This window comes from Streptomyces sp. N35, from assembly GCF_016464295.1.
In the GTDB taxonomy this organism is placed as follows: domain Bacteria; phylum Actinomycetota; class Actinomycetes; order Streptomycetales; family Streptomycetaceae; genus Streptomyces.
Map to the genome: position 1 here is coordinate 132,903 of NZ_JAEIMH010000005.1, position 21,764 is coordinate 154,666.

Genomic DNA, 21,764 nt, shown 5'->3' on the forward strand with positions numbered 1-21,764 from the left:
AGGTGGAACGAGCCGGAGTTTTTCGTTCCGAGAGGTGGCGAGGAAGCGCATGTACGTCGTGAAGAGCCCGTTGTCCGATGCGGATCTCAAGGTTGTCTCCGAGGCGCTGCAAGGTGCGCTCGTGGATCTGGTGGATCTCTCCCTTGTGGCCAAGCAGATCCACTGGAACGTCGTCGGACCCCGGTTCCGCTCCGTCCATCTGCAGCTGGACGAGGTCGTGGACACCGCTCGACTGCACTCCGACACGGTGGCTGAGCGCGCCTCGACCCTCGGCGTCTCGCCCGACGGGCGGGCCGCGACGGTGGCGGGGACCAGCGGCATCGGCGCGGTGTCCGAGGGCTGGGTCAAGGACGTCGACGCCGTACGGGCGCTGGTGGACGCGCTCGGTGCGGTGATCACGCGGATGCGTGAGCGGGTCGACGCGACCGGTGAGGCGGATCCGGTGAGCCAGGACATCTTCATCGGGATCACGGCGGATCTGGAGAAGCACCACTGGATGTTCCAGGCGGAGAACGGCTGACAGCCGGACTAGGCGGTTCGTCCGCCAGTCCGCGGAGAAGGGGACCGTCCACGGGGCGGTCCCCTTCGGTGTTGCCGGCTCCTTCGGTCGTTGCCGCGCCCTCGGTCGCCTTCGGGGTCGGCTCTGGGGGGCTTCATCGAGTTCCCCCCGAAGCCGTTGGCCGGCCGGACGAGTCTGCGGCCCTGGATGCGGGCCGGGCAAGGGCGGCGGAGACTGGAGCGAAGGGTGCGGCGGGATCGGTTCCGTCGCATCTCTCGTACCCCGGGTGACAGCACTGCCCCCTCCCGCCGGGTGACCGGCGGGTTCGGCGTCGGTGTGGCACCGGGGCAGGAGGTGAGGGCCATGGCAGCTGGGACCGCTCTCGTGCGGCGGGTGCCCCGAGGCGTGCTGGTCGTCTTGGCGCTGGCCGGGGGTGCCGTGTGGTGGTGGGCCGTGGGGCGGCTCGTTCTCGCGTCCGGGGATGCGGGGGCCGTCGAGGCGTCCATAGCCGCCGGGGGGTGGGGACTGAGTCTGCTGCCCGTGCATACGGTGCCGTGGTCGCGGGCCGTGGGGCCGCGGCGGGTGCGGGCCGCCTATCGGGCGCGGGCGCGGCGGCAGGCCGCCTGGCGCCGTACCTCGAAGGGGCTCAGGGGGCGGGTTGCTACCACGGCATGGCGACGCCGCCGTTGGGGCGGAGGATCTGGCCCGTCGTGAAGGAGGCCGCGTCGGATGCCAGATGCAGCACCGCGTGGGCGATCTCCTCGGGCAGCCCGACCCGGCCGAGCGGGGACATCTTCGACATCAGGGCCTCGGTGTGGGCCTGCACCTCGCTGTTGTTGTGGCGCAGGGTCATCGGCGTGCGGATCCAGCCGGGGGCGACCGCGTTGACGCGGATGCCGTGCCGGCCGATCTCGGTCGCGAGCGTCTTGGTGAGCTGGACGACGGCGGCCTTCGCGGCGCCGTAACAGAGCAGGCCCGGCCCGCCGGTGTCGACCGCGCCCGAGGCCATGGTGATGATGCTGCCCTTGGTGCCGTTCGCGATCATCACGCGGGCGGCTTCCTGGCAGGCGTACAGGATGCCCTTGAAGTTGATGTTCAGGACCCGGTCGAGGTCCTCGTCCGAGGTCTCGAGGACCGGGCTGCTGTGCATGACGCCGGCGACCGCGGCCAGGATGTCCGGCTGCGCCTGGACGATGGCCGCCTTCACCTGCGCGCGGTCCGTCACGTCGAGGACGTGGGTGTGCGCCGTGCCGCCCTCCGCCTTGACGGCCGTCGCGGTGTCGTGGAGGCCTTCGGCGTCGCGGTCCGCGCAGTGCACGGTGGCGCCGGCGCGGGCGAGCAGCAGCGCGCTTTCGCGGCCGATGCCGCTGGCGGCTCCGGTGATGAACGCGGTGCGGCCGGTGAGGTCGTACGCCTGGATGACGGGCATGGTCGGACGGTACGGATTCTTCTGACGGTCCGTCAATTGCCTGTGCGGGATTGCCTGTGCGGGATTTGGCTGTACGGGAGCGGCGGTCCGGGTTGCCGTGCAGGGTCAGGGTGTGGGGCCGCTCTGGCAGCGCGGGCACCAGTACGTGGGCCGGTCGCGGCTGCCGTCGCCCTGCTGGGCCGTGCGGATCGGAGTGCGGCAGCGCAGACAGGGGCACGGTGCGCGGCCGTAGACGTACAGACGCTGGTCGCGGCGGTTGGTGGTGGTGCGCATCGGGCGGTCGCGGTTGGCGTCGAGGACGCGGTGGGCGGCGGCGATCAGGCGCGGAGGGAGGCCGTCGGGGAGGTCGCCGACGGGGGTCCACGGGGTGACGGCCGCCATGAAGCAGAGCTCGCTCTTGTAGATGTTGCCGATGCCGGCGAGGTTGCGCTGGTCCAGGAGGGCTTCGCCGAGCTGACGCGCGGGGTCGTCGAGGAGGTTGGCGAGGGCTTTGTCCGGGTCCCAGTCCGGGCCAAGGAGGTCGGGGCCGAGGTGGCCCACGGCCTTGTCCTCCTCGGCGGTGCGCAGGAGTTCGAGGACGGGGAGGCGGTAGCCGACGGCCGTGTGCTGCTCGTTGCCGAGGATGGCGCGGATCTGGTGGGCCGCGCCGCCGGTCCAGCGTTCGGTGGCGGTGAACACCTTCCAGGAGCCGTCCATACGGAGGTGGGAGTGGAGGGTGAGGCCGCCCTCGATACGGGTGAGGAGGTGCTTGCCGCGGGGGGTGACGTCGAGCACCTCGCGGCCGGTCAGGTCCGCGGTGGCGTACTTCGGAACCCGCAGATCACTGCGGGTGAGCTTCCGGCCGGCCAGGGCTCGGTGGAGGCGGCCGGCTGTCTGGTGGACGGTGTCGCCTTCGGGCATGGGGTCATTGTGCGTCGTGGGGCCGGGTGGCGGGCGGGGGAGACCCTCGGCCCGTGCCGTCGGCGGGCCGGGCGCCACCCCCGGGCCCGTCTCGACGGCGGGCGGGGTGACGCTCCGGGCCTGTCCCGTCGGCGGGAGAGGTGACGCTCCGGGCCTGTCCCGTCGGCGGGCGGGGTGACGCCCCCGCCCGTCTCGTCCGGCTACCGGCGGCTCACAGGCTGCGCGCGGTGATGTTCCCGTACGACGTCGTGGCCTGGACGGTCAGGTCCGGGGTGCCGGCCGTGTTCTTGAGGGCGTTGTTGATCCGGCCGTAGCCCGTGCCCGCGTCCAGGGTCGCGGAGGCGTCCTGGGCGGCCGTGAGGGTGATGTCGCCGTGCTCCGTGCGGAGTTCGAAGCTGCCGCGTACCGCTTCCGCGATCTCGATGTCGCCCTTCTGGGTGCTGATCCGCGCCGGACCGCCCAGGCGGCCGACCGTGATGTCGCCGGCCTGGAGCGTGATGCGGGCGCCCTCGGTCTCGTCGAGCTTGACCGTGCCGTGTGCGCCTTCGAAGGTGACGTCGCCGAGGCGGCCCACGCCCCGCAGCTCCGAACTGGCTGCCTTCGCGTCGATACGGGAGCCGGCGGGCAGCTGGACGGTCACCTCGACCGATCCGGGGCTGCCCAGGACGCGGTTCGCCTCCGCCGAGATGGTCAGGACGCCGTCGGTGAAGGCGACCGAGACCTGCTCGGCGGCCTTGGTGTCACGGCTGCTGGAGGCGTTCGCCGGCAGCACCTCGACCGTGGTGTCGGCGCGGTCGGCGGCTATGAACTGGATGCGGCCCGCGGGGATGTCCAGTGCGGCGGAGATCGGGGCGGGGGTGTCGAACTTGTTCATCAGGCTCTCCCGTTGGCTCGCTCGGCTGCTCTTTGGTTTCTGACGGGCGAAACGCTACGTTGCGTTCGGGGCCGCGGCAATGCGCTTGTTGAGTTCAACTCCCGTTAACGCACGTGGTAGTTGGGGAATCATTGCAATGGGTCTGAATCGAACGCAACGTGCGGTGAAGGTGCCATTGCAATGGCCTTACGTGAACGCGAATTCGTGGCCGCGGCAACGCAGCGTGACGGCGAGAAGGGGGCCGGATGCCGGGCCGCAGAGCAGGCGCGTGCTGTCCTTCGGGCTCACCGGGCCGTCAGGCCCTCAGACGCAGCCCGCGGGGAGTCGCCACGAACCCCGCGTCTTCCAGGAGGCGGCCCAGAGGGGACGTCAACGACGAAGCGCCGTTGATGCGTTCCACCGTGACCGTGCCCAGCGTCCCCGCGGCCGCCGCCGGGGCCAGGGCCTCCCCCGCGGCGAGCAGGCGCGGGTCGTCAGGTGCCGGCGCCTCCTCCGGGGCGGAGGGCCAGGCCAGCAGGGTCTTGCCGCCGCGTTCCATGTAGAGGGTCAGCTCGCCGTCCACGAGGACGACCAGGGAGCCCGCCTTGCGGCCCGGTTTGTGGCCGGCTCCCGTCGGCGGCTCGGGCCAGCTCAGCGCCGCACCGTAGGCGTTCGCGGGATCCGCTGCCGCGAGGACCACCGCTCTTCCCGTGGCGTCCTCGCCACCGCGTTCGCGGGCTGTCGCCGCGGCCCGCAGGCGGTCCACCGCACCGTCCATGGCGAACTGTGCCGCGCCCAGTCCCTCCACCACGTAACCCCGGCGGGCCTGTCCGCTGTCCTCGAAGGCGGACAGGATGCGGTAGACGGCGGAGAAGCCGCCCTCCACGCCCTCCGCGGCGACGGCGCCGCGCGTGACCACGCCATGGCGGTCGAGGAGGGTGCGGGCCAGTGCGTGGGCGCGGACCGTCGGGTCGGGTTCGCGGGCCGGGATCAGGGACCAGCGGCCGGCCACAGTGGGCGGGCCGGTGCGGGACACCGGCCGGGCGCCGCCGGTCAGCGCTCCGTAACGGCCGCGCGGGACCGGACGTTTGGCTCGGTGCGCGGTGGAGCCCGCGGTGCGGCCCGAGCCGAGCAGGGCGCGCAGCGGGGCGAGCGTGTCATTGGTGAGGCGGCCCGACCAGGCCAGCTCCCAGACGGCGTCGGCCAGTTGGGGGTCCGTCGCGTCGGGGTGCGTGGTGGCCCGTACCTGGTCGGCGATCTGGCGGAAGAACAGTCCGTAGCCGCCCGACAGGGACGTCATGACCGACTCCTGGAGCGCGGTCGGCTCCATGGGGTGCGGGTCGGGCAGCAGCAGCGGGGCCGCGTCCGCGAGGTAGAGGGAGATCCAGCCGTCCTTGCCGGGCAGGGCGCCCGCGCCCGCCCACACCACCTCGCCAGTGGTGGTGAGTTCGTCGAGCAGGGCCGGGTGGTAGCCCTGGACGCGGGAGGGCAGGACGAGCTTCTCCAGGGCCGAGGCCGGGACCGAGGCGCCTTGCAGCTGCTCGATCGCGCGGACCAGGCCGTCCACTCCCCGTAGACCGTGGCCGCTGCCGAGGTGCTGCCACTGGGGGAGGAAGTCGGCGAGGGCCGCGGGCGGGACCGGTTCGAGTTCCTGGCGCAGGGCTGCCAGGGAGCGGCGGCGCAGCCGGCGCAGGACCGTGGCGTCGCACCACTCCTGGCCGATGCCCGCGGGGTGGAACTCGCCTTGTACGACACGGCCGTTCGCCGCCAGGCGGTGCAGCGCGCCCTCGGTGACCGCGATGCCCAGACCGAAGCGGGCGGCCGCCGTCGCCGAGGTGAAGGGGCCATGGGTGCGGGCGAAGCGGGCGAGGAGGTCGCCGAGCGGGTCCTTGACCGGTTCGGTGAAGGCCTCCGGCACGCCCACGGGGAGTGCCGTGCCGAGGGCGTCGCGCAGCCGGCCCGCGTCCTCGACCGCCGCCCAGTGGTCCGCTCCGGCGATACGGACCCGGATCGCGCGGCGGGCGGCCGTCAGCTCCTGCGCCCAGGCGGGATCGGCGCCCCGTTCGCCGAGCTCGTCGGTGGTCAGCGGTCCGAGCAGGCGCAGCAGATCGGCCACGCCCTCCGCGTCCTTGACCCGGCGGTCCTCCGTCCGCCACTGCAGCTCCTGCTCCAGCTCGGCGAGTACGTCGGCGTCAAGGAGCTCGCGCAGCTCCGCCTGGCCCAGGAGCTCGGCGAGCAGACGGGAGTCGAGCGACAGGGCTGCCGCGCGCCGCTCGGCAAGGGGCGAGTCACCCTCGTACAGGAACTGCGCCACGTATCCGAAGAGCAGGGAGCGGGCGAACGGGGAGGGCTCGGGGGTGGTGACCTCGACCAGGCGCACGCGGCGGGACTCGATATCGCCCATCAGCTCGGTGAGGCCGGGCACGTCGAAGACGTCCTGGAGACATTCGCGTACGGCTTCGAGGACGATCGGGAACGAACCGAACTCGCTGGCGACTTCCAGGAGTTGGGCCGCACGCTGACGCTGCTGCCACAAGGGCGTACGGCGGCCGGGGGTGCGGCGGGGCAGGAGCAGCGCGCGGGCGGCGCACTCGCGGAAGCGGGAGGCGAACAGGGCCGAGCCGCCGACCTGGTCCGTCACCAGCTGGTTGACCTCGCCCTTGTCGAAGGAGACATCGGCCGCGCCGACCGGGGCCTGCTCCGAGTCGAACTCCGTGCCGAGCTTCATCGGCTCCTGGTCGAGCAGGTCCATGCCCATCAGGTCGGCGTCGGGCAGGCGCAGCACGATGCCGTCGTCGGCGTGCATGACCTGGGCGTCCATGCCGTACTTCTCGGTGAGTTTGGCGCCGAGCGCCAGCGCCCAGGGGGCGTGCACCTGGGCGCCGAACGGGGAGTGCACGACCACACGCCAGTCGCCGAGCTCGTCGCGGAAGCGCTCGACGACGATGGTGCGGTCGTCGGGGATGTGGCCGCAGGCCTTGCGCTGTTCGTCGAGGTAGGCGAGGACATTGCTCGCCGCCCATGGGTCGAGTCCCGCGGCAAAGAGGCGTGCGCGGGCGTGGTCGGCGGGCAGGCCGCCGACCTCCCGCAGGAACGCGCCCACCGCGCGGCCGAGTTCGAGCGGGCGGCCCAGCTGGTCGCCCTTCCAGAACGGCAGGCGGCCGGGGACTCCGGGGGCGGGGGAGACGAGGACGCGGTCGCGCGTGATGTCCTCGATCCGCCAGGAGCTGGTGCCGAGCGTGAAGACATCGCCGACCCGGGACTCGTAGACCATCTCCTCGTCGAGTTCGCCGACTCGGCCGCCGCCTTTCTTCGGGTCGGAGCCGGCGAGGAAGACGCCGAAGAGGCCGCGGTCGGGAATGGTGCCGCCGGAGGTCACGGCCAGGCGCTGGGCGCCGGGGCGGCCGGTGATCGTGCCGGCCACGCGGTCCCAGACCACGCGCGGGCGCAGCTCGGCGAAGGCGTCCGAGGGGTAACGGCCCGCGAGCATGTCGAGGACCGCGGTGAAAGCGGACTCGGGGAGGGACGCGAAGGGGGCCGCGCGGCGGACGACGGACAGCAGGTCGTCCACCTGCCAGGTGTCCAACGCGACCATGGCGACGAGCTGTTGGGCCAGCACGTCCAGGGGATTGGCCGGGACGCGGAGGGACTCGATGCCGCCGGTGCGCATGCGTTCGGTGACGACGGCGGCCTGGACGAGGTCGCCTCGGTACTTGGGGAAGACGACGCCGGTCGACACCGCGCCCACCTGGTGGCCCGCGCGGCCCACGCGCTGGAGTCCGGAGGCCACGGAGGGCGGGGATTCGACCTGGACGACCAGGTCGACCGCGCCCATGTCGATGCCGAGCTCCAGGGAGGAGGTGGCGACGACCGCGGGGAGCCGGCCGGCCTTCAAGTCCTCTTCCACCAGCGCCCGTTGTTCCTTTGATACGGAGCCGTGGTGGGCGCGGGCGAGGATGGGTGCGGCACCTGCCGCCGCGCCGGAGCCGCCCATGAGCTCGGCCGGGGAGTGCTCCTCGGGGAGGGTCTCTCCTGTGGCCCTCTCGTACGCGATCTCGTTGAGCCGGTTGCACAGGCGCTCGGCGAGGCGGCGGGAGTTGGCGAAGACGATCGTGGAGCGGTGGGCCTGGACGAGATCGGCGATCCTCTCCTCCACATGCGGCCAGATCGACGGGCGGTCCGCCTGGCCGCTGCCCGCGTCCGCGGCCGGGGAGCCGCCCAGCTCGCCCATGTCCTCGACCGGGACGACGACGCTGAGGTCGAACTCCTTGCCGGAGGGCGGCTGGACGACCTCCACGCGGCGCTGCGGTGAGAGATAGCGGGCCACCTCGTCCACGGGCCGTACCGTCGCGGAGAGTCCGATGCGGCGGGCCGGGCGCGGAAGGAGCTCGTCCAGCCGCTCCAAGGAGAGGGCGAGATGGGCGCCGCGCTTGGTGCCGGCGACCGCGTGCACCTCGTCGAGGATGACCGTCTCGATGCCGGTCAGGGCCTCGCGGGTCGCCGAGGTCAGCATCAGGAACAGGGACTCGGGCGTGGTGATCAGGATGTCCGGCGGACGGGTGCTCAGGGCACGGCGCTCGGCGGCCGGGGTGTCGCCGGAACGGATGCCCACCTTGATCTCCGGCTCCGGCAGCCCCAGGCGGACGGACTCCTGGCGGATGCCGGTCAGCGGGCTGCGGAGATTGCGCTCGACGTCGACGGCGAGGGCCTTGAGCGGCGAGACGTACAGGACCCGGCAGCGCTTCTTCGTGTCCGCCGGGGGCGGGGTGCTGGCGAGCTGGTCGAGGGCGGAGAGGAAGGCGGCGAGGGTCTTGCCGGAGCCGGTGGGGGCGACGACGAGCACATCGGAGCCCTCGCTGATGGCTCCCCACGCGCCCTCCTGGGCGGAGGTGGGCGCGTCGAAGGCCCCCTGGAACCAGCTGCGGGTCGCGGGGGAGAACGTGTCGAGGGCGCTCCGGGTCATGAGGCCATCGTGCACCTCGGGACTGACAATCGGGATTCGGTGCGGGTGGGGGCGGTGTCAGGTGGGGCCTGGGCGGGGTGCGTGGGGCCCGGGCCGGGTGCATGGGTGGGTGGGGTCTGGGTGGGTGTGCGGGCGGGTGGGGCTTGGGCGGGTGCGTGGGCGGTGGGTGCGGTCTCGTGGCCGGGTGCGGGGCAGCGGGCGGACGCCCGCCCCACGCCGGAGGGCTGAAGTGTGAGACTCGACCCATGGCGACAGGGGAGTGGGCGCGGTACTGGCAGCACGAGGAGCTGCCCGGGGTCGACCTGCTTCAGGCTCGGTACGTGCGGCACACCTTCGCCCGCCACAGCCACGAGGGGTACGTGGTCGCGGCTGTCAGTGGCGGGGTCGAGGATCTGTTCATGCCCGACGGCTCCACCGTGCACTGCGCGCCCGGGAACGTCATTCTGATCAACCCGGAAGTGCCCCACTCCGCGCGGGCCGGCGTGCCCGAGGGGTGGGTGTATTCGACGCTCTATCCGTCCGTCGAGGTCGTCGCGAAGATCGCGGAGGAGACCACCGGCTTGCGCGGCACCCCCGGATTCGCCGAGGTGGACGTGCCCGATGCGGAAGGCGCGCATCTCATACGGGAGGTGCACCGCGCAGCCGAGGAGGGCAACGCGCTCGCCGCGGACACGGTCCTGAAGGTCCTTGTCGCGCGGATGCTGCGCCGGCACGGGAGTGCGCTGCCGGCCCGCGGCCGGCGGTCGGCGGGGACGCGCAACGCGGTGCGGGCGCGGGCCGTGCTCGAGGAGCGGATGGCCGAGCCGCCCACTCTGGAGGCGCTGGCCGCGGAGCTCGGAAGCAGCCCCTTCGCGCTGCTGCGGGCCTTCAAGCAGCAGTACGGGATGCCGCCGCACAGCTGGCTCACCAATGCGCGGGTACGCCGGGCCCGCGAGCTCCTTGACGCGGGTACGGCGCCCGCCGAGGCCGCCGTGGCCGTCGGGTTCACGGACCAGCCGCACCTCAACCGGCACTTCAGCCGGATCGTGGGGGTGCCGCCGGGGGCGTACCAGCGAGGGCGCGGTCGCCCGGGAGAGGGGCCCGCCCGCAAGAACGTACAAGACCGGAGCGAAACCCTCCACGTACCTTCGGACGCGTGGCAGAACAGCAGACACCCGCACCTATACGTGCCGAAGGAACAGCCCCGGACCCGCTGACGGCTCCCGGCAAGCCAGACTCCGCCGTCGTACGCGACGCGCTCGGCGTCGGGTTCGCCGTCGGGCTCTCCGGCTTCGCCTTCGGCGTCACCTCCGCGAGCAACGGGCTCAGCCTCCTGCAGACCTGCGCACTCAGCCTGCTCGTGTTCACCGGCGCCTCGCAGTTCGCGCTCGTCGGGGCCCTTGCGGGCGGGGGCAATCCCGTGACGGCCGCGGCGGGCGCCTTCTTCCTCGGCGTACGCAATGCGTTCTACGGGCTGCGGCTTTCGCAGCTGCTGCAACTTCCGCGCTGGGTGCGGCCGTTCGCGGCGCAGTGGGTGATCGACGAGACGACCGCCGTCACGCTGGCGCAGCCCACGCGGCGGGCGCGCCGGATCGGCTTCGCGGTCACCGGGCTCACCCTGTACGTGCTGTGGAACCTCACCACGCTGCTCGGCGCGCTCGGCGCGGAGGCGATCGGGGACACCGCCGCGTGGGGTCTGGACGCGGCAGGGCCCGCGACCTTCCTCGCGCTGCTCGCGCCCATGCTGCGCTCGACGACCGAGCGGGCCGCCGCGGCCCTCGCCGTGGTCCTGATGCTCGGCCTCGTGCCCGTACTGCCGAACGGGGTGCCCGTGCTCGTGGCCGCCCTCGCCGCGCCCCTCGTCCTCTTCGTGCAGGGCCGCAAGGCGCCCGCCGACACGAACTCCCGGGAAGGAACGGACCGTTGACCATCTGGATCGCGATCGCGGTGACCGCGGCCGGCTGCTACGCCGTCAAACTGCTCGGACTGCTCGTCCCCGTGGGCGTACTGGAAAAGCCGCTGGTGAAACGGATGGCGGCGCTGCTTCCCGTGGCGCTGCTCGCCGCGCTCACCGCGCAGCAGACCTTCGCCGAAGGCCAGAACCTGATCCTGGACGCCAAGGCGGCGGGCCTGCTCGCGGCGGCGGTGGCCTTCGTGCTGCGCGCGCCGTTTCTGCTGATCATCGGCGCCGCGGTGGTGGTGACGGCGGGGGTGCGGGCGATCGGCGGGTGAACCCCGCCTGAGGGACTCCGACAGGGGGCGCCAAGTGCCCGTCGGAGTGGACTCCGTCACGCACACCGGCGCGGTTGTCCGGTGACCCCGAGGGGAACACTTGGCCGGGGCGCCCCGGACCGGAGGCGCACGGGGGAAGCCGGGGGGATCTGGCGATGCGTGGACACAGGCCGGGCCAGTGTGTGAAACAGCTGCCGTTGGCGGCGATACCCGAGGCCAAGGTGGGGCTCTGGAGCGCAGTCGACGCCGAGCGGTGGCGCAGGGCGCGGGTCCCCGTGATCTTCGCGCCCGTCGCGGGGAGTTGGGGCGCGGCAGTCCTGGTCATCGTGGCGTACGTGCTCACGTCGGTGGTCTCTTCCCCGACCGTCGCGTGGCCCGGTGGGGCGGACACCGGCACGGACTGGGTGCGTTATCCGGGCGCGGTGCTCCTTGTGTGCCTGCCGCTCTGGTACCGGCACCTGCCGGTCCTCGCCGGCGCGGCCGGCGTGGTCGTCGCGGCGGATACCGGGTTCTCGCTCGCCTCGGCGGACGGCGGCGCCGAGCGGGCCGGGTATCTGCTCGTACTCGCCCTGTGCGCCTGGGCGTTCACGGGGTGCGGCCTGCGTCTGCGGGCCCGCCGAAGGCAGCGGGAGCTGTTCCTCGAGGCGGCCGGGCGGCGCCGCTTCCCGCTGCCCGAGCGCGCACCCGAGTCGGACGGCTATCGCGGACATGCCCAGGTCTACGCCGGGATCCTGCTCTGTCTCGTCGCCGCCGGGCATCTGATCGCCGGCCTTGTCGAGGACCTGACGGGGGACGCGTATGACGCGGTCGGGCAGCAGATCGGGGCCCTGCTGTTCCTGGCCCTCGGCAGCACCCTGTACGCGCGGGGCCTGGCCGGTTACCGCGCCGCGCGCCGCCTGCACGACGAGGCGGAGCACCCCGCCCTGCTCGTGGGCATCCGCGTCGCGCCCGACGGCCGCCACTGGATCCATCCCGAGGTCCGCACCGGGATCCAGCCCGACGCGCGCACACCGGGCGGGGGAGCGCTGATCTCGTACGTCCCCAGGGACCGGGACATCTGCAGGCCCGCGCAGTTCCTGGGCAGCAGTTCCACCTACGGACTCGGCGACGGGCACCACAGTGTCGACGCGGGCGCCGAGCCGTTCGAAGCGGTCCTGTACGGACCCGTGCACGAGGGCGCCGAGATCGTCGTGGCGTACGCCACCCTCGCCTACCACGCCCGTCAGGAAACGGGTCAGATGAGCCTGGACGTCACCACCGCCACCCTGCTTCCGTACCGTCGGCACCGCCTCGGTCCCTGGCAGCCGGTCGACGGCACCGTCCACGAGCGCGCACGACGCGCGAAGGCCCGCGAGGACGAGGCCAGGGCCGACCGCGACCGGCAGGAGCGCGCCCGGGCCGAGCACGCCCGGTCGCAGGCGCAGCGCACGTCCCGGACGACACGGACCGGTGCCGGCTCCGGCGGAGGGTCCACCGGCTCCCAGGCCGCGGGTTGCGGGACCAGCAGCGGCGGTGGTGACGGCTGCGGAGGAGGTGGTGGTGGCGGATGTGGTGGGTGCGGTGGGTGAACTGCCGCTCCGCACACGGCCGTCGACCGCCCACGGTCAGTCCAGCGACCGCCCGTGCGCCCGCAGGGTCCGCAGGGCCTCGATCGTCACGATCGGGCGCCACTCGAGCGCCGTGCCCGGTGCCCACTGTTTCCAGTGGACCGGCCAGCCGCCGTCCTCCTCCTGTTCGCCGGCGAGGTGGTCGAGCGAGAGCTGCATCTCCTCGTCGGTGAACCAGGAGCGGGCCAGCGAGGCCGGGACGCGGGCGTAGTCGTGCGGGTAGTGGTGCTCGCCGGGCGCGTACCCGGCGGCCACCGGGTAGGAGTCGCGGCGGCGCGGGTCAAGGACGGCGAGGCGCTGCTCGCGTACGAGCCGGCCCAGACGGTCCGCGGCGGCCTGCGCGCGCGAGCGGTCGGGAGCGCCGTCCAGGAACGCGACGGCCGCGTGGATCTCGTACGGATGCGACTTGTCCAGGGCCTCGACCGCGGCCCAGCAGTAGTCGGTCGCGCGGAACAGCCACGCGTGCCACACCTGATTGCGGTGCAGCAGACCGACCACCGGCCCGGTGGCGAGCAGATCGCTCGGCGGGTTGTCGATGACGGGGACGAACGGGGCGTACGGATAGCCGCGCTGGCTCGGATGGATCGCGGGCAGCGCGCCCTCCGGGGTCGAGACCTCGGAGAGGTAGCGGCACACCCGCTCGACCCGCTGACCGCCGCAGCGCCCGATCGCGTCCAGGACGCGCAGCGCGTGGGCGGTGTGCAGGGGCTGGCTCACGGGGCCGCGCAGATCGGGCTCCAGGGCGTGGCCGTAGCCGTCGTCGTCGGTGCGGTAGGCGGCGAGGGCGGCCTCGACCGGCTCGGCGGCGGCGCCCAGGAAGTGGTAGGCGAAGCGGCGCTGTTCGAGGACGCGGGCCGTGAGCCAGATGAACTGCTCGGCGCGGGCGAGCACCGAGCGGTGCTGTGACGGTTCTGCTGGGGAACGCTCCGCGGGGGACTGCCCCACGGAGGCGGAGCCCGGGGACTGCCCCGGGGCTACGGATTCGGCCATGCACGGCACGGTAGGCCGGAAAGCGCTCCCCGCAAGGGCTTCGGGGCAAGGCCCACCCGCACGGGCTGGATACTGGAGTCATGCGGTTGACGGTCTTCTGGGAGCGGATGGCGGAGCACTTCGGTGCGGGGTACGCCGAGACGTTCGCGCGCGATCATGTGATGTCCGAGCTCGGAGGGCGCACGGTGCATCAGGCGCTGGACGCGGGCTGGGAGGCCAAGGACGTGTGGCGGGCCGTCTGCTCGGCGATGGGGGTACCGGCCGAGTCGCGGTGAGCGGGAGTGCATCGCTGTGAACGGTGACGGCCCCAGCTCAGCCGCGGGCCGAATGTGACGTGGGCGTCCGGCGAACGTGACGCGGGCGTCCGTCGAATATGACGCGGGCGTCAGCCGAACGTGACGCGGACGTCCGGCGAATGTGACGCGGGCGTCCGGCGAATGTGACGCGGGCGTCAGCCGTCCGTCCGTACGAACCGGGTGCACTTAAGCGAGACTGACCCCGTGGCAGCCACCGAACACACCGCAGCAGCGCAGAATTCCGGACCGCCCACGACCGTGCCGCCCGAGGTGCCGTCGGGGCGGCAGCAGCGCATGCCGCGGTGGCTGCCGCGTGCGATGGTGCTCGCGCTCGCCCTGATCGCCTGCTTCCAGCTGGGCAGTTGGGCCTTCCACCAGCTGACCGGCCTGCTGATCAACATCCTGATCGCGTTCTTCCTCGCGCTGGCCGTCGAGCCCGCGGTGAGCTGGATGGCACACCACGGCATGCGCCGCGGCGCGGCCACCGGGCTTGTCTTTCTCGGGGTGATCGTCGTGGGCGCGGGGTTCATCACCCTGCTCGGCTCGATGCTCGCCGGCCAGATCGTCGACATGGTCGAGGACTTCCCGAAGTACCTCGACTCGGTGATCAGCTGGATCAACGCCACCTTCCACACCGAGCTGTCCCGGGTCGAGATCCAGGACAGCCTCGTGCACTCGGACTGGCTGCAGAAGTACGTGCAGAACAGCGCCTCGGGTGTCCTCGACGTGTCAGCGCAGGTGCTCGGCGGGCTGTTCCGGATCCTGACGATCCTGCTGTTCTCGTTCTACTTCGCCGCCGACGGGCCCCGGCTCCGTCGCGCCCTGTGCTCGGTGCTGCCGCCCGCCAAGCAGGCAGAGGTGCTTCGCGCCTGGGAGATCGCCGTCGACAAGACCGGCGGCTATCTGTACTCGCGCGGTCTGATGGCGCTGATCTCCGGCGTCGCGCACTACATCCTGTTCGTCTTCCTGGACATCCCGTACGCCCCCGCGCTCGCCGTGTGGGTCGGCGTGATCTCGCAGTTCATCCCCACCATCGGTACGTATCTGGCGGGCGCCCTGCCGATGCTGATCGCGTTCACCGTGGACCCCTGGTACGCGCTGTGGGTGCTGATCTTCGTGGTCGTGTACCAGCAGTTCGAGAACTATCTGCTGCAGCCCAAACTCACCGCCAAGACCGTCGACATCCACCCGGCGGTCGCGTTCGGCTCGGTCGTCGCGGGCACCGCGCTGCTCGGCGCGGTCGGTGCGCTGATCGCGATCCCCGCGGTCGCGACGATGCAGGCCTTCCTCGGCGCGTACGTGAAGAGGTACGACGTGACCGACGACCCACGGGTGCACGGCCACCGGCGCCGTGGCGGACCGCCGCTCGCGCGGCTGCGCAAGGCGCTGCGGGGCGAGCCGACGGGGGCGCCCGTGGACCAGGCCGCCGCGGACACCCAGGGAGGGCAGGGGGCGGCCCCCGGGGAATCCCGCGGCCGGGCCTCAAACGGCGGGGCGGGCTCCGTGGCGCTCCAGCTCCACCCGCGGCAGCACCCTGCGCAGCCACGTCGGGAGCCACCACGCCCGCGTGCCGAGCAGCTGCATCACGGCCGGCACGATTAGGCAGCGGATCACCACGGCGTCGAGCAGGATCGCCACCGCGAGCCCGAGGCCGAACTGCTGCAGCATCCGGTCGGGGCTCAGCATGAACGCCGCGAACACGACGATCATGATGGCCGCGGCCGCCGTGATCACCTTGCCGGTCGCGGCCAGGCCCTCCCGTACGGCTGCCTGCGGGTCCTTCGTACGCTCCCATTCCTCGTGGATACGGGAGAGCAGGAAGACTTCGTAGTCCATCGACAGGCCGAAGACGATCGCGAAGATCATCACCGGGATGAACGCCTCGATCGGGCCGGGCTCGACCCCGAACCAGCCGTGCTGGAAGACCAGCGTGATCGCTCCGAGCGCGGCACCGATGCTGACCAGGTTGAGCAGGGCTGCCTTGATCGGGATCAGGACGCTGCGGAAGACGATCAGGAGCAGCAGCGCGGAGAGCCCGACCACGATCGCGACGAAGAGCGGCATCCGGTCCGACACCGTGGCCGCGAAGTCCTCGGTCGCCGCGGTCGCACCGCCCACCAGGAGGCGTGCTCCGGTCTCGTCCGCCAGCGGCGGCAGTACGTCGCCGCGTAGCCGGTCCACGAGCTGGGAGGTCGCCTCGGACTGCGGGGCGGACTCGGGGAAGACCATCAGCGTGCCGACCTCGCCGTCCTTCGACGGGATGGGGCCGCTGACGGCGGCGACCCCGGGGGTGTCGGCGAGTGCCGCACGGACGGGACCGACCTCCGCGGTGCCTTCGGCGACCACGAACAGCGGCCCGTTGAAGCCCGGCCCGAAGCCGTCGGCGAGCAGGTCGTACGCCTGACGGCTGGATGTCGTCGTGGCGTCGTTGCCCGCGTCCGCGAAGCCCAGACGCATATCGGCGGCCGGCGCCGCGAGCGCGCCGAGCGCCACTACGGAGACGAGGAGCGCGACCCACGGACGACGCTGGACACCGCTCGCCCAGCGCCGCCAGCCGGTGCCCTCGACCCGCTTCGCCTTCGCCGCGCGCTTGGTCACCTGACGCTGGATACGACGCCCGAACACTCCGAGCAGCGCGGGCAGCAGCGTCAGCGAGGCGGCCATCGTCACCAGGACGGTGAGCGCGACCGCGAGCGCCACACCCTGCAGCGAGCCGAGGCCGAGCGCGACCAGGCCCATCAGCGCGATGATCACGGTGCAGCCCGCGAAGAACACGGTCCGGCCCGCGGCGTCCAGGGCGGAGCGCGTGGCCTGCTCGGGTTCGGCGCCGCGCAGGAGTTCGGAGCGGTAGCGGGAGAAGATCAGCAGCGCGTAGTCGATCCCGACGCCGAGACCGACCAGCATCATGATCGGCGGCGTGAAGTCGGCGACGTTCGCGACGTGCGAGGCAAGGGCGATCAGCCCGATCGACGAGCCCACCGCGAACAGTGCGGTCACCACCGGCAGACTCGCCGCGACGAGCGACCCGAACAGGAACACCAGGATCACCAGGGCTCCGAGGATCCCCGCACCTTCGGCAGCACCGCCCCCGGCCTCTTCGGCGCCACGTGCCGCGTCCCCGCCGACCGCGGCCCGGAGCCCGTCCCCGTCAAGGGACTTGGCGGCGTCGATGATCGCGCGGACATGCTCCTTCGGTACGTTCTCGGCGGCGCCGTCGAGGGTGACGGTCGCGTAGCCGACGGTGCCGTCGCGCGAGATCGCCGACTTCTCCTCGTACGGGCTGATCACGCCGGTCACGCTGGGCAGGTCCTCGACCTTGCCGAGGACGTCCTCGACGCGGTCACGTACACCCGTGTCCCGGATGTCCTGCGCGTCCTTGACCACGATCTGCACCGAGGCGTCGGCCTGCGCGGCGCCGTGCTTCTCCAGGACGCTCTGTGCGGCCTGCGAATCGGTGCCGGGCAGCGAGAAGTCGTTGTGGTACGCGCTGCCGACCGCCGAGGACACCCCCGTGATCCCCGCGACGAGAACGACCCAGAGGATCAGCGCACGCCACCCCTGGGGGGGGGGGGAGGCGGCGAGCCCCGCGAAGATGGTCGACCGGGCTGTGGGGCTGGTGGGTTGGTCGGGGGGCAACGGCTACTCCGATACGTAGGAAGGAAAGAGGCCAGAGGTACGAGGTCAGGGCCAGAGGCACGAGGTCAGACGTCAGAGGTCAGAGGTCAGAGGTCGGAGGCACGAGGTCAGACGTCAGACGTCAGACGTCAGAGGCACGACGTCAGAGGTACGAGGGGCGTGTCACGCGGGCGCGGAACGTGTGCCACATCCACGCCTGTACGGCCACCAGGAGCGGCGTCACCACGAGCAGCGCGGGCACGAGCGCGTCCACGGACGAGCCGGCCGACGCGGTGAGCGGCAGACCGAGCCCGGCGAGCAGGGGCAGAGCCGCCATCAGGGCGGCGGTCAGCGCGAACGACTGCCAGGGGCGGGTGGCCCGCCCGACCAGGACCCGCGCGCGGGCGTACGGATCGCCGGTCAGCCTGAGGACCGCGAAGCCGAGCCCGTGCACGGCGAAGAGCGCGGCGACCGCCACGGCGGTGATGAGCGCGACCGGCCCGCTCGCGGGCGCGTGCAGCGAGCCGCTGAACAGGCCGGCGAGCAGCCAGCCCCAGGCGAGCGCCACGGTCCAACTGCCGCCGGTCACCGCCGTATCGCAGCCGATCCGCCAGGCGCGTCCGCCCGCGCGGCCGCGCAGCCACAGGCCCATGTCGCGCACGATCCAGCCGGTGAGCAGCGGGACGACCACCGAGAACTGGCCGCTCAGGAGCTCTCCTTCCAGCTCGGGAAAGCAGCCGATGAGCAGGCCGGCGGTGGCCACCAGCCACACCTCGTTGCCCAGGAAGAAGGGCGCGAACGAGGTGATGACGAGGCGGCGTTCGCGGTCCGAGCGGCCCAGGTACGGGGTGAGCATGCCGGTGCCGATGTCGGCACCCCCGAGCACGAAGTAGCCGGCGGCGAAGAAGCCGAGCAGGGCGATGGCGAGAGTTTCCATGGCGGCCTCCTAGTAGCGCGCGGGGGTCAGGGCGTCGGCCGGGTCGTCGGCCTCGCGTTCGTCCCGGCCGAGGTCGGTGTCGACGGGGCCGAGGCGCGCGTGGCGCACGATCAGCCAGAAGTTGAGGGCGGCGAGCAGCGCGAAGAGCGAGGTGAAGACGATCAGGGAAAGCCGCATCGAATCCGGAGAGACCGGTGAGACGGCGTCCTCGGTCTTCAACAGGCCGTACACGACCCAGGGTTGACGGCCCGCCTCGCGGAACACCCAGCCGCTGATCATCGCGAGATACGGCAGCGGTACGGCGGCCATCAGGACCACGTGCCAGAGCCGGAAGCGGAAGACGACCTTGCGGAAGGCGGCGAGGACCACACCGGCGAGGCAGAGGTACATCATCAGCGCGAACGCGAGCAGCATCAGGATTCCGGCCGTGCGTGTGAGCGCCTCGGAGGGCACATAGTCACCGGGTCCGAAACGCTCCACCATCTCGGCCTGCAGCTTGGCGATCTCGGCGGTGTTCGCGCTGAACACCGCCTCCTTCATCGGCTGCATCCCCACGAACTGCAGCCCGCCGAAAGCGGCCGTCACGAACAGCGCCGGCAGCGAGAGGAACACCCCGATCCGCAGGCTCTTGCCGAAGAACTCCCCCTCGGCCGAGCGCTTGAAGAGGTGGTACGCGGAGACGCCCGCCATGAAGAACCCGGCCGTGAGCAGCGCGCCGCCCAGGACGTGCCCGAAGGAGAGCAGGGCGCTGGGGTTGGTGAAGACCTCGACGGTGCTCTCGGTGACCAGGCGGCCGTTCTCCTCGCGGTGGCCGACCGGGTTGTTGAGGAAGCCGTTGGCGACCAGGATCCAGTACGCCGAGGCGTACGCGGTGAGCGTGACGCCCCAGATCAGCGCCAGGTGCACCCACTTCTTGAAGCGGTGCCAGCCGAAGATCCACAGGCCCAGGAACGTGGACTCGACGAAGAAGGCGATCACCGTCTCCATCGCCAGCGACGAGCCGAAGACATCGCCCGCCCGGTGCGTGAGTCCGCTCCAGCTCAGGCCGAACTGGAACTCCATGACCAGGCCGGTGACGATCCCGACCGCGTAGTTGATCACGTAGAGCTGGCCCCAGAAGCGGACCATGCGCGGGTACAGGGGCTTCTCGGTGAGGGTCGCGGCCGTCTGCAGACAGGCCACCACCGTCGCGAGGCCCAGGGTGAGCGCGACGAAGAGGAAGTGGCCGCCCGCCGTGAGGGCGAACTGCAGCCGGGCGAGATCGAGGGTTTCCGGGTTCACGCCCTCAGCGTCGGCGTACGGCTTGGGGTGCCGCGTCGGCCCGCGGTGGACAGTGGGCGTACATCCCGGGTTGTGGCTTGGGGCGGCCGCGTACTACCGCAGTTGCGTGCGGTCGCCGGGCCGGCGTTGTCAGTGGGGGCCGATAGCCTTGGAAGGGCTCGGCCCCCGGGAGGGAGGGGTCTGTCCGGCTATCCGGCCGGTCCGCCCAGCCCGGCCAGTTCGCCCAGCCCGCCCAAGAAGCCCCGCAGCCTCAGGCCAGCCACCCCGGCGTGATCATCCCCGACTCGTACGCCAGGATCACCAGCTGCGCCCGGTCGCGGACGTCGAGCTTGGTCATGATCCGGCTGACGTGGGTCTTGGCGGTCGCGGGGGACAGGACCAGGCGCTGCGCGATCTCGTCGTTGGAGAGCCCCGCGCCGACCAGGCCCATGACCTCCCGCTCGCGGTCGGTCAGCGCGTTGAGCCGCGGGCTCGGGTCGGGCTGCTTGGAGCGGCCCGCGAACTCCGCGATCAGGCGCCGCGTCACGGCCGGGGCGATCAGGGCGTCGCCGCGCGCCACCACCCGTACGCCGTGCAGGAGTTCCATCGGCTCGGTGTCCTTCACCAGGAAGCCCGATGCGCCCGCGCGCAGCGCGCCGTACACGTAGTCGTCCATGTCGAAGGTCGTCAGGATCACCACCCGTACGCCCTCGAGCGCCGGGTCGGCGGTGATCCGCGCGGTCGCCTCGAGGCCGTCGAGTACGGGCATACGGATGTCCATGAGGACGACGTCCGGGCGCAGTTGGCGGGCGAGCGCGCAGGCCTGCTCGCCGTCCGCGGCCTCGCCGACCACCTCGATGTCGTCCTCGTCGTCCAGCATCGAGCGGAAGCCCGCGCGCACCAGCGTCTGGTCGTCGGCGAGCAGGACGCGGATCGCGTCGGCCGGCTGCATCATTGCGCCCCCTGGGCCGTATCGGTTGTGGTGAACGGCAGCCGGGCCATGACCCGGAAGCCGTCCGCCGTGTTCTCGGTGGTCAGTTCGCCGCCGAAGGCCTTGGCCCGCTCGGCCATCCCGCGGATCCCGCTGCCCCTGCCGATCCCGTCGGGCGCGCCCAGGCCGTCGTCCTCGATGCGCAGCCGCAGGCCGTCCGTACCGTAGTCGAGTGTGATCGTGGCGGCGGTCGCCTGCGCATGGCGGGTCACATTGGTCAGCGACTCCTGCACGATCCGGTACGCGGCCAGGTCGAGGGGAGGCGGCAGTTCACGTGCGGTGCCTTGCGTGGCGATGCGTACGTCGAGTCCGGCGCTCCTTGCCCGCTCGGCGAGTTCGGGCAGCTGGGCGAGTCCCGACGCGGGCGCGGTGGGGGCGGCCTCGCCCGCCTCGCGCAGCATGCCGAGGGTGGAACGCAGCTCGCGCAGGGCGTCCTTGCTGGTGGACTTCACTGCCTCCAGGGCCTCTTCGGCACCGGCGAGCGCGACGGCAGGATCGGCTGCGGTGCGCTTCTTGCCCAGCTTGTACAGCGCGGCACTCGACTGCACGTTGATCAGCGAGATGCTGTGCCCGAGGACGTCATGCACCTCGCGGGCGATCCGCAGCCGCTCCTCGGTCGCGCTCTGCTGTGCCCGCGCCTCCTGCTCGCGCTCGGCGGCGAGGGCGCGGGCGCGTACCTCTTCGAGATAGGCGGCGCGGGTGCGCTGGGCCCGGGCGAGCACCAGGATGCTGAGCAGCCAGCCGGCCAGCATCATGAACGACGCGTCGTCGACCTCACGCCGGCCCGGTGCCTGGCGCATCTCCCCGTACACGATCATCAGCATCACGCCGATACCGAGCGCGACGGCGGCGGCGAACCTGCCCTCGGCGGCGGCCGTGTACAGCGCGACCACGAAGGTGACCATGACCAGGCCGTCGTAGACGCTGAGCGGGTAGTAGACGACGCAGACGGCCAATGTGACCAGGGCGACGGCGACGGGCCAGCGGCGGCGGAAGTACAGCGCACCGCAGCCGACCGCGATCAGCGCCCAGCCGAGGGCGGCCTGCCCGAACGTCTCGCTCTTGCCGCGCATCGACCAGAACGTCCCGCCCACCACGATCGCCGTGACGGCGAGCACCACGGCGATGTCCTTGCCACGCTCGGTGAGGCGCTCGGTGAGCTGGGTGGTCGGGGGGAGGGCCATGGTCCGAGGATATTCGCGCTGCTTGGGGG

At 72.2% G+C, this 21,764-nt stretch carries 17 protein-coding genes; 7 read left to right on the forward strand and 10 right to left on the reverse strand.

Annotated features, from left to right (window positions below; genetic code table 11):
• Positions 1-49: 49 nt before the first annotated feature.
• Positions 50-520 carry a Dps family protein gene (locus tag JAO81_RS04345; protein ID WP_199546397.1) on the forward strand — a complete coding sequence of 157 codons (471 nt, stop codon included), beginning with the start codon at positions 50-52 and terminating at the stop codon, positions 518-520.
• A gap of 640 nt (positions 521-1,160) precedes the next feature.
• On the opposite strand, the gene JAO81_RS04350 is transcribed toward JAO81_RS04345, so the two are convergent.
• From JAO81_RS04350 to JAO81_RS04365, 4 genes are all read right to left on the reverse strand, one after another.
• Complete coding sequence (locus JAO81_RS04350; protein ID WP_199546398.1) at positions 1,161-1,928, reverse strand: SDR family NAD(P)-dependent oxidoreductase; 768 nt, start codon at positions 1,926-1,928, stop codon at positions 1,161-1,163.
• Positions 1,929-2,033: 105 nt separating this feature from the next.
• Complete coding sequence (locus JAO81_RS04355) at positions 2,034-2,828, reverse strand: Fpg/Nei family DNA glycosylase (protein WP_199546399.1); 795 nt, start codon at positions 2,826-2,828, stop codon at positions 2,034-2,036.
• 211 nt (positions 2,829-3,039) lie between these two features.
• A complete protein-coding gene (locus tag JAO81_RS04360; RefSeq protein WP_199546400.1) occupies positions 3,040-3,702 on the reverse strand; it encodes a DUF4097 family beta strand repeat-containing protein in 663 nt (220 codons plus the stop codon).
• Positions 3,703-3,997: 295 nt separating this feature from the next.
• A complete protein-coding gene (locus JAO81_RS04365) occupies positions 3,998-8,644 on the reverse strand; it encodes an ATP-dependent helicase (protein ID WP_199546401.1) in 4,647 nt (1,548 codons plus the stop codon).
• A gap of 245 nt (positions 8,645-8,889) precedes the next feature.
• Here JAO81_RS04365 and JAO81_RS04370 point away from each other — a divergent pair, with 245 nt between their 5' ends.
• From JAO81_RS04370 to JAO81_RS04385, 4 genes are all read left to right on the forward strand, one after another.
• Positions 8,890-9,840 carry an AraC family transcriptional regulator gene (locus JAO81_RS04370; RefSeq protein WP_199546402.1) on the forward strand — a complete coding sequence of 317 codons (951 nt, stop codon included), beginning with the start codon at positions 8,890-8,892 and terminating at the stop codon, positions 9,838-9,840.
• Positions 9,780-10,550, forward strand: coding sequence for an AzlC family ABC transporter permease (locus JAO81_RS04375; RefSeq protein ID WP_199546403.1), 771 nt, complete (start codon positions 9,780-9,782; stop codon positions 10,548-10,550). Before JAO81_RS04370 ends, JAO81_RS04375 begins: the two co-directional genes overlap by 61 nt.
• The gene (locus JAO81_RS04380) at positions 10,547-10,855 is read left to right on the forward strand and encodes an AzlD domain-containing protein (RefSeq protein ID WP_199546404.1); all 309 of its coding nucleotides are present in this window, start codon (positions 10,547-10,549) and stop codon (positions 10,853-10,855) included. The genes JAO81_RS04375 and JAO81_RS04380 overlap by 4 nt, the downstream gene beginning before the upstream one ends.
• Before the next feature lie 155 nt (positions 10,856-11,010).
• A complete protein-coding gene (locus JAO81_RS04385; RefSeq protein WP_199546405.1) occupies positions 11,011-12,423 on the forward strand; it encodes a hypothetical protein in 1,413 nt (470 codons plus the stop codon).
• A 36-nt stretch (positions 12,424-12,459) separates the two neighbouring features.
• On the opposite strand, the gene JAO81_RS04390 is transcribed toward JAO81_RS04385, so the two are convergent.
• Entirely contained in the window at positions 12,460-13,452 is a 993-nt protein-coding gene (locus JAO81_RS04390; protein WP_233414897.1) for a hypothetical protein, read from the reverse strand.
• Between the two features lie 80 nt (positions 13,453-13,532).
• Here JAO81_RS04390 and JAO81_RS04395 point away from each other — a divergent pair, with 80 nt between their 5' ends.
• A complete protein-coding gene (locus JAO81_RS04395) occupies positions 13,533-13,727 on the forward strand; it encodes a DUF3046 domain-containing protein (protein WP_165336163.1) in 195 nt (64 codons plus the stop codon).
• 279 nt (positions 13,728-14,006) lie between these two features.
• Positions 14,007-15,350: an AI-2E family transporter gene (locus tag JAO81_RS04400; protein ID WP_374194257.1), complete on the forward strand. Its 1,344-nt coding sequence runs from the start codon at positions 14,007-14,009 to the stop codon at positions 15,348-15,350.
• On the opposite strand, the gene JAO81_RS04405 is transcribed toward JAO81_RS04400, so the two are convergent.
• The 5 genes from JAO81_RS04405 to JAO81_RS04425 all read right to left on the reverse strand — a co-directional run bounded on the left by JAO81_RS04405 (position 15,231) and on the right by JAO81_RS04425 (position 21,735).
• Entirely contained in the window at positions 15,231-17,342 is a 2,112-nt protein-coding gene (locus JAO81_RS04405; RefSeq protein WP_199546449.1) for an MMPL family transporter, read from the reverse strand. The two genes, JAO81_RS04400 and JAO81_RS04405, sit on opposite strands and share 120 nt — an antisense overlap.
• A gap of 184 nt (positions 17,343-17,526) precedes the next feature.
• On the reverse strand, positions 17,527-18,300 hold the full coding sequence (locus tag JAO81_RS04410; RefSeq protein WP_199546406.1) for a cytochrome d ubiquinol oxidase subunit II: 774 nt from the start codon (positions 18,298-18,300) through the stop codon (positions 17,527-17,529).
• 9 nt (positions 18,301-18,309) lie between these two features.
• Positions 18,310-19,581 carry a cytochrome ubiquinol oxidase subunit I gene (locus tag JAO81_RS04415; RefSeq protein WP_199546407.1) on the reverse strand — a complete coding sequence of 424 codons (1,272 nt, stop codon included), beginning with the start codon at positions 19,579-19,581 and terminating at the stop codon, positions 18,310-18,312.
• Positions 19,582-19,831: 250 nt separating this feature from the next.
• Positions 19,832-20,512 (reverse strand): response regulator transcription factor, encoded by a 681-nt coding sequence (locus tag JAO81_RS04420; protein ID WP_199546450.1) that lies wholly within the window; start codon positions 20,510-20,512, stop codon positions 19,832-19,834.
• Complete coding sequence (locus tag JAO81_RS04425; protein WP_199546408.1) at positions 20,512-21,735, reverse strand: sensor histidine kinase; 1,224 nt, start codon at positions 21,733-21,735, stop codon at positions 20,512-20,514. The genes JAO81_RS04420 and JAO81_RS04425 overlap by 1 nt, the downstream gene beginning before the upstream one ends.
• Between the last annotated feature and the right edge of the window lie 29 nt (positions 21,736-21,764).

Coding starts and splice junctions, on each gene's coding strand:
- JAO81_RS04390 (WP_233414897.1), bottom strand. CDS start 13,452: ATGGCCGAATCCGTAGCCCCGGGGCAGTCCCCGGGCTCCGCCTCCGTG.
- JAO81_RS04425 (WP_199546408.1), bottom strand. CDS start 21,735: ATGGCCCTCCCCCCGACCACCCAGCTCACCGAGCGCCTCACCGAGCGT.
- JAO81_RS04410 (WP_199546406.1), bottom strand. CDS start 18,300: ATGGAAACTCTCGCCATCGCCCTGCTCGGCTTCTTCGCCGCCGGCTAC.
- JAO81_RS04345 (WP_199546397.1), top strand. CDS start 50: ATGTACGTCGTGAAGAGCCCGTTGTCCGATGCGGATCTCAAGGTTGTC.
- JAO81_RS04355 (WP_199546399.1), bottom strand. CDS start 2,828: ATGCCCGAAGGCGACACCGTCCACCAGACAGCCGGCCGCCTCCACCGA.
- JAO81_RS04395 (WP_165336163.1), top strand. CDS start 13,533: ATGCGGTTGACGGTCTTCTGGGAGCGGATGGCGGAGCACTTCGGTGCG.
- JAO81_RS04360 (WP_199546400.1), bottom strand. CDS start 3,702: ATGAACAAGTTCGACACCCCCGCCCCGATCTCCGCCGCACTGGACATC.
- JAO81_RS04385 (WP_199546405.1), top strand. CDS start 11,011: ATGCGTGGACACAGGCCGGGCCAGTGTGTGAAACAGCTGCCGTTGGCG.
- JAO81_RS04370 (WP_199546402.1), top strand. CDS start 8,890: ATGGCGACAGGGGAGTGGGCGCGGTACTGGCAGCACGAGGAGCTGCCC.
- JAO81_RS04420 (WP_199546450.1), bottom strand. CDS start 20,512: ATGCAGCCGGCCGACGCGATCCGCGTCCTGCTCGCCGACGACCAGACG.
- JAO81_RS04365 (WP_199546401.1), bottom strand. CDS start 8,644: ATGACCCGGAGCGCCCTCGACACGTTCTCCCCCGCGACCCGCAGCTGG.
- JAO81_RS04350 (WP_199546398.1), bottom strand. CDS start 1,928: ATGCCCGTCATCCAGGCGTACGACCTCACCGGCCGCACCGCGTTCATC.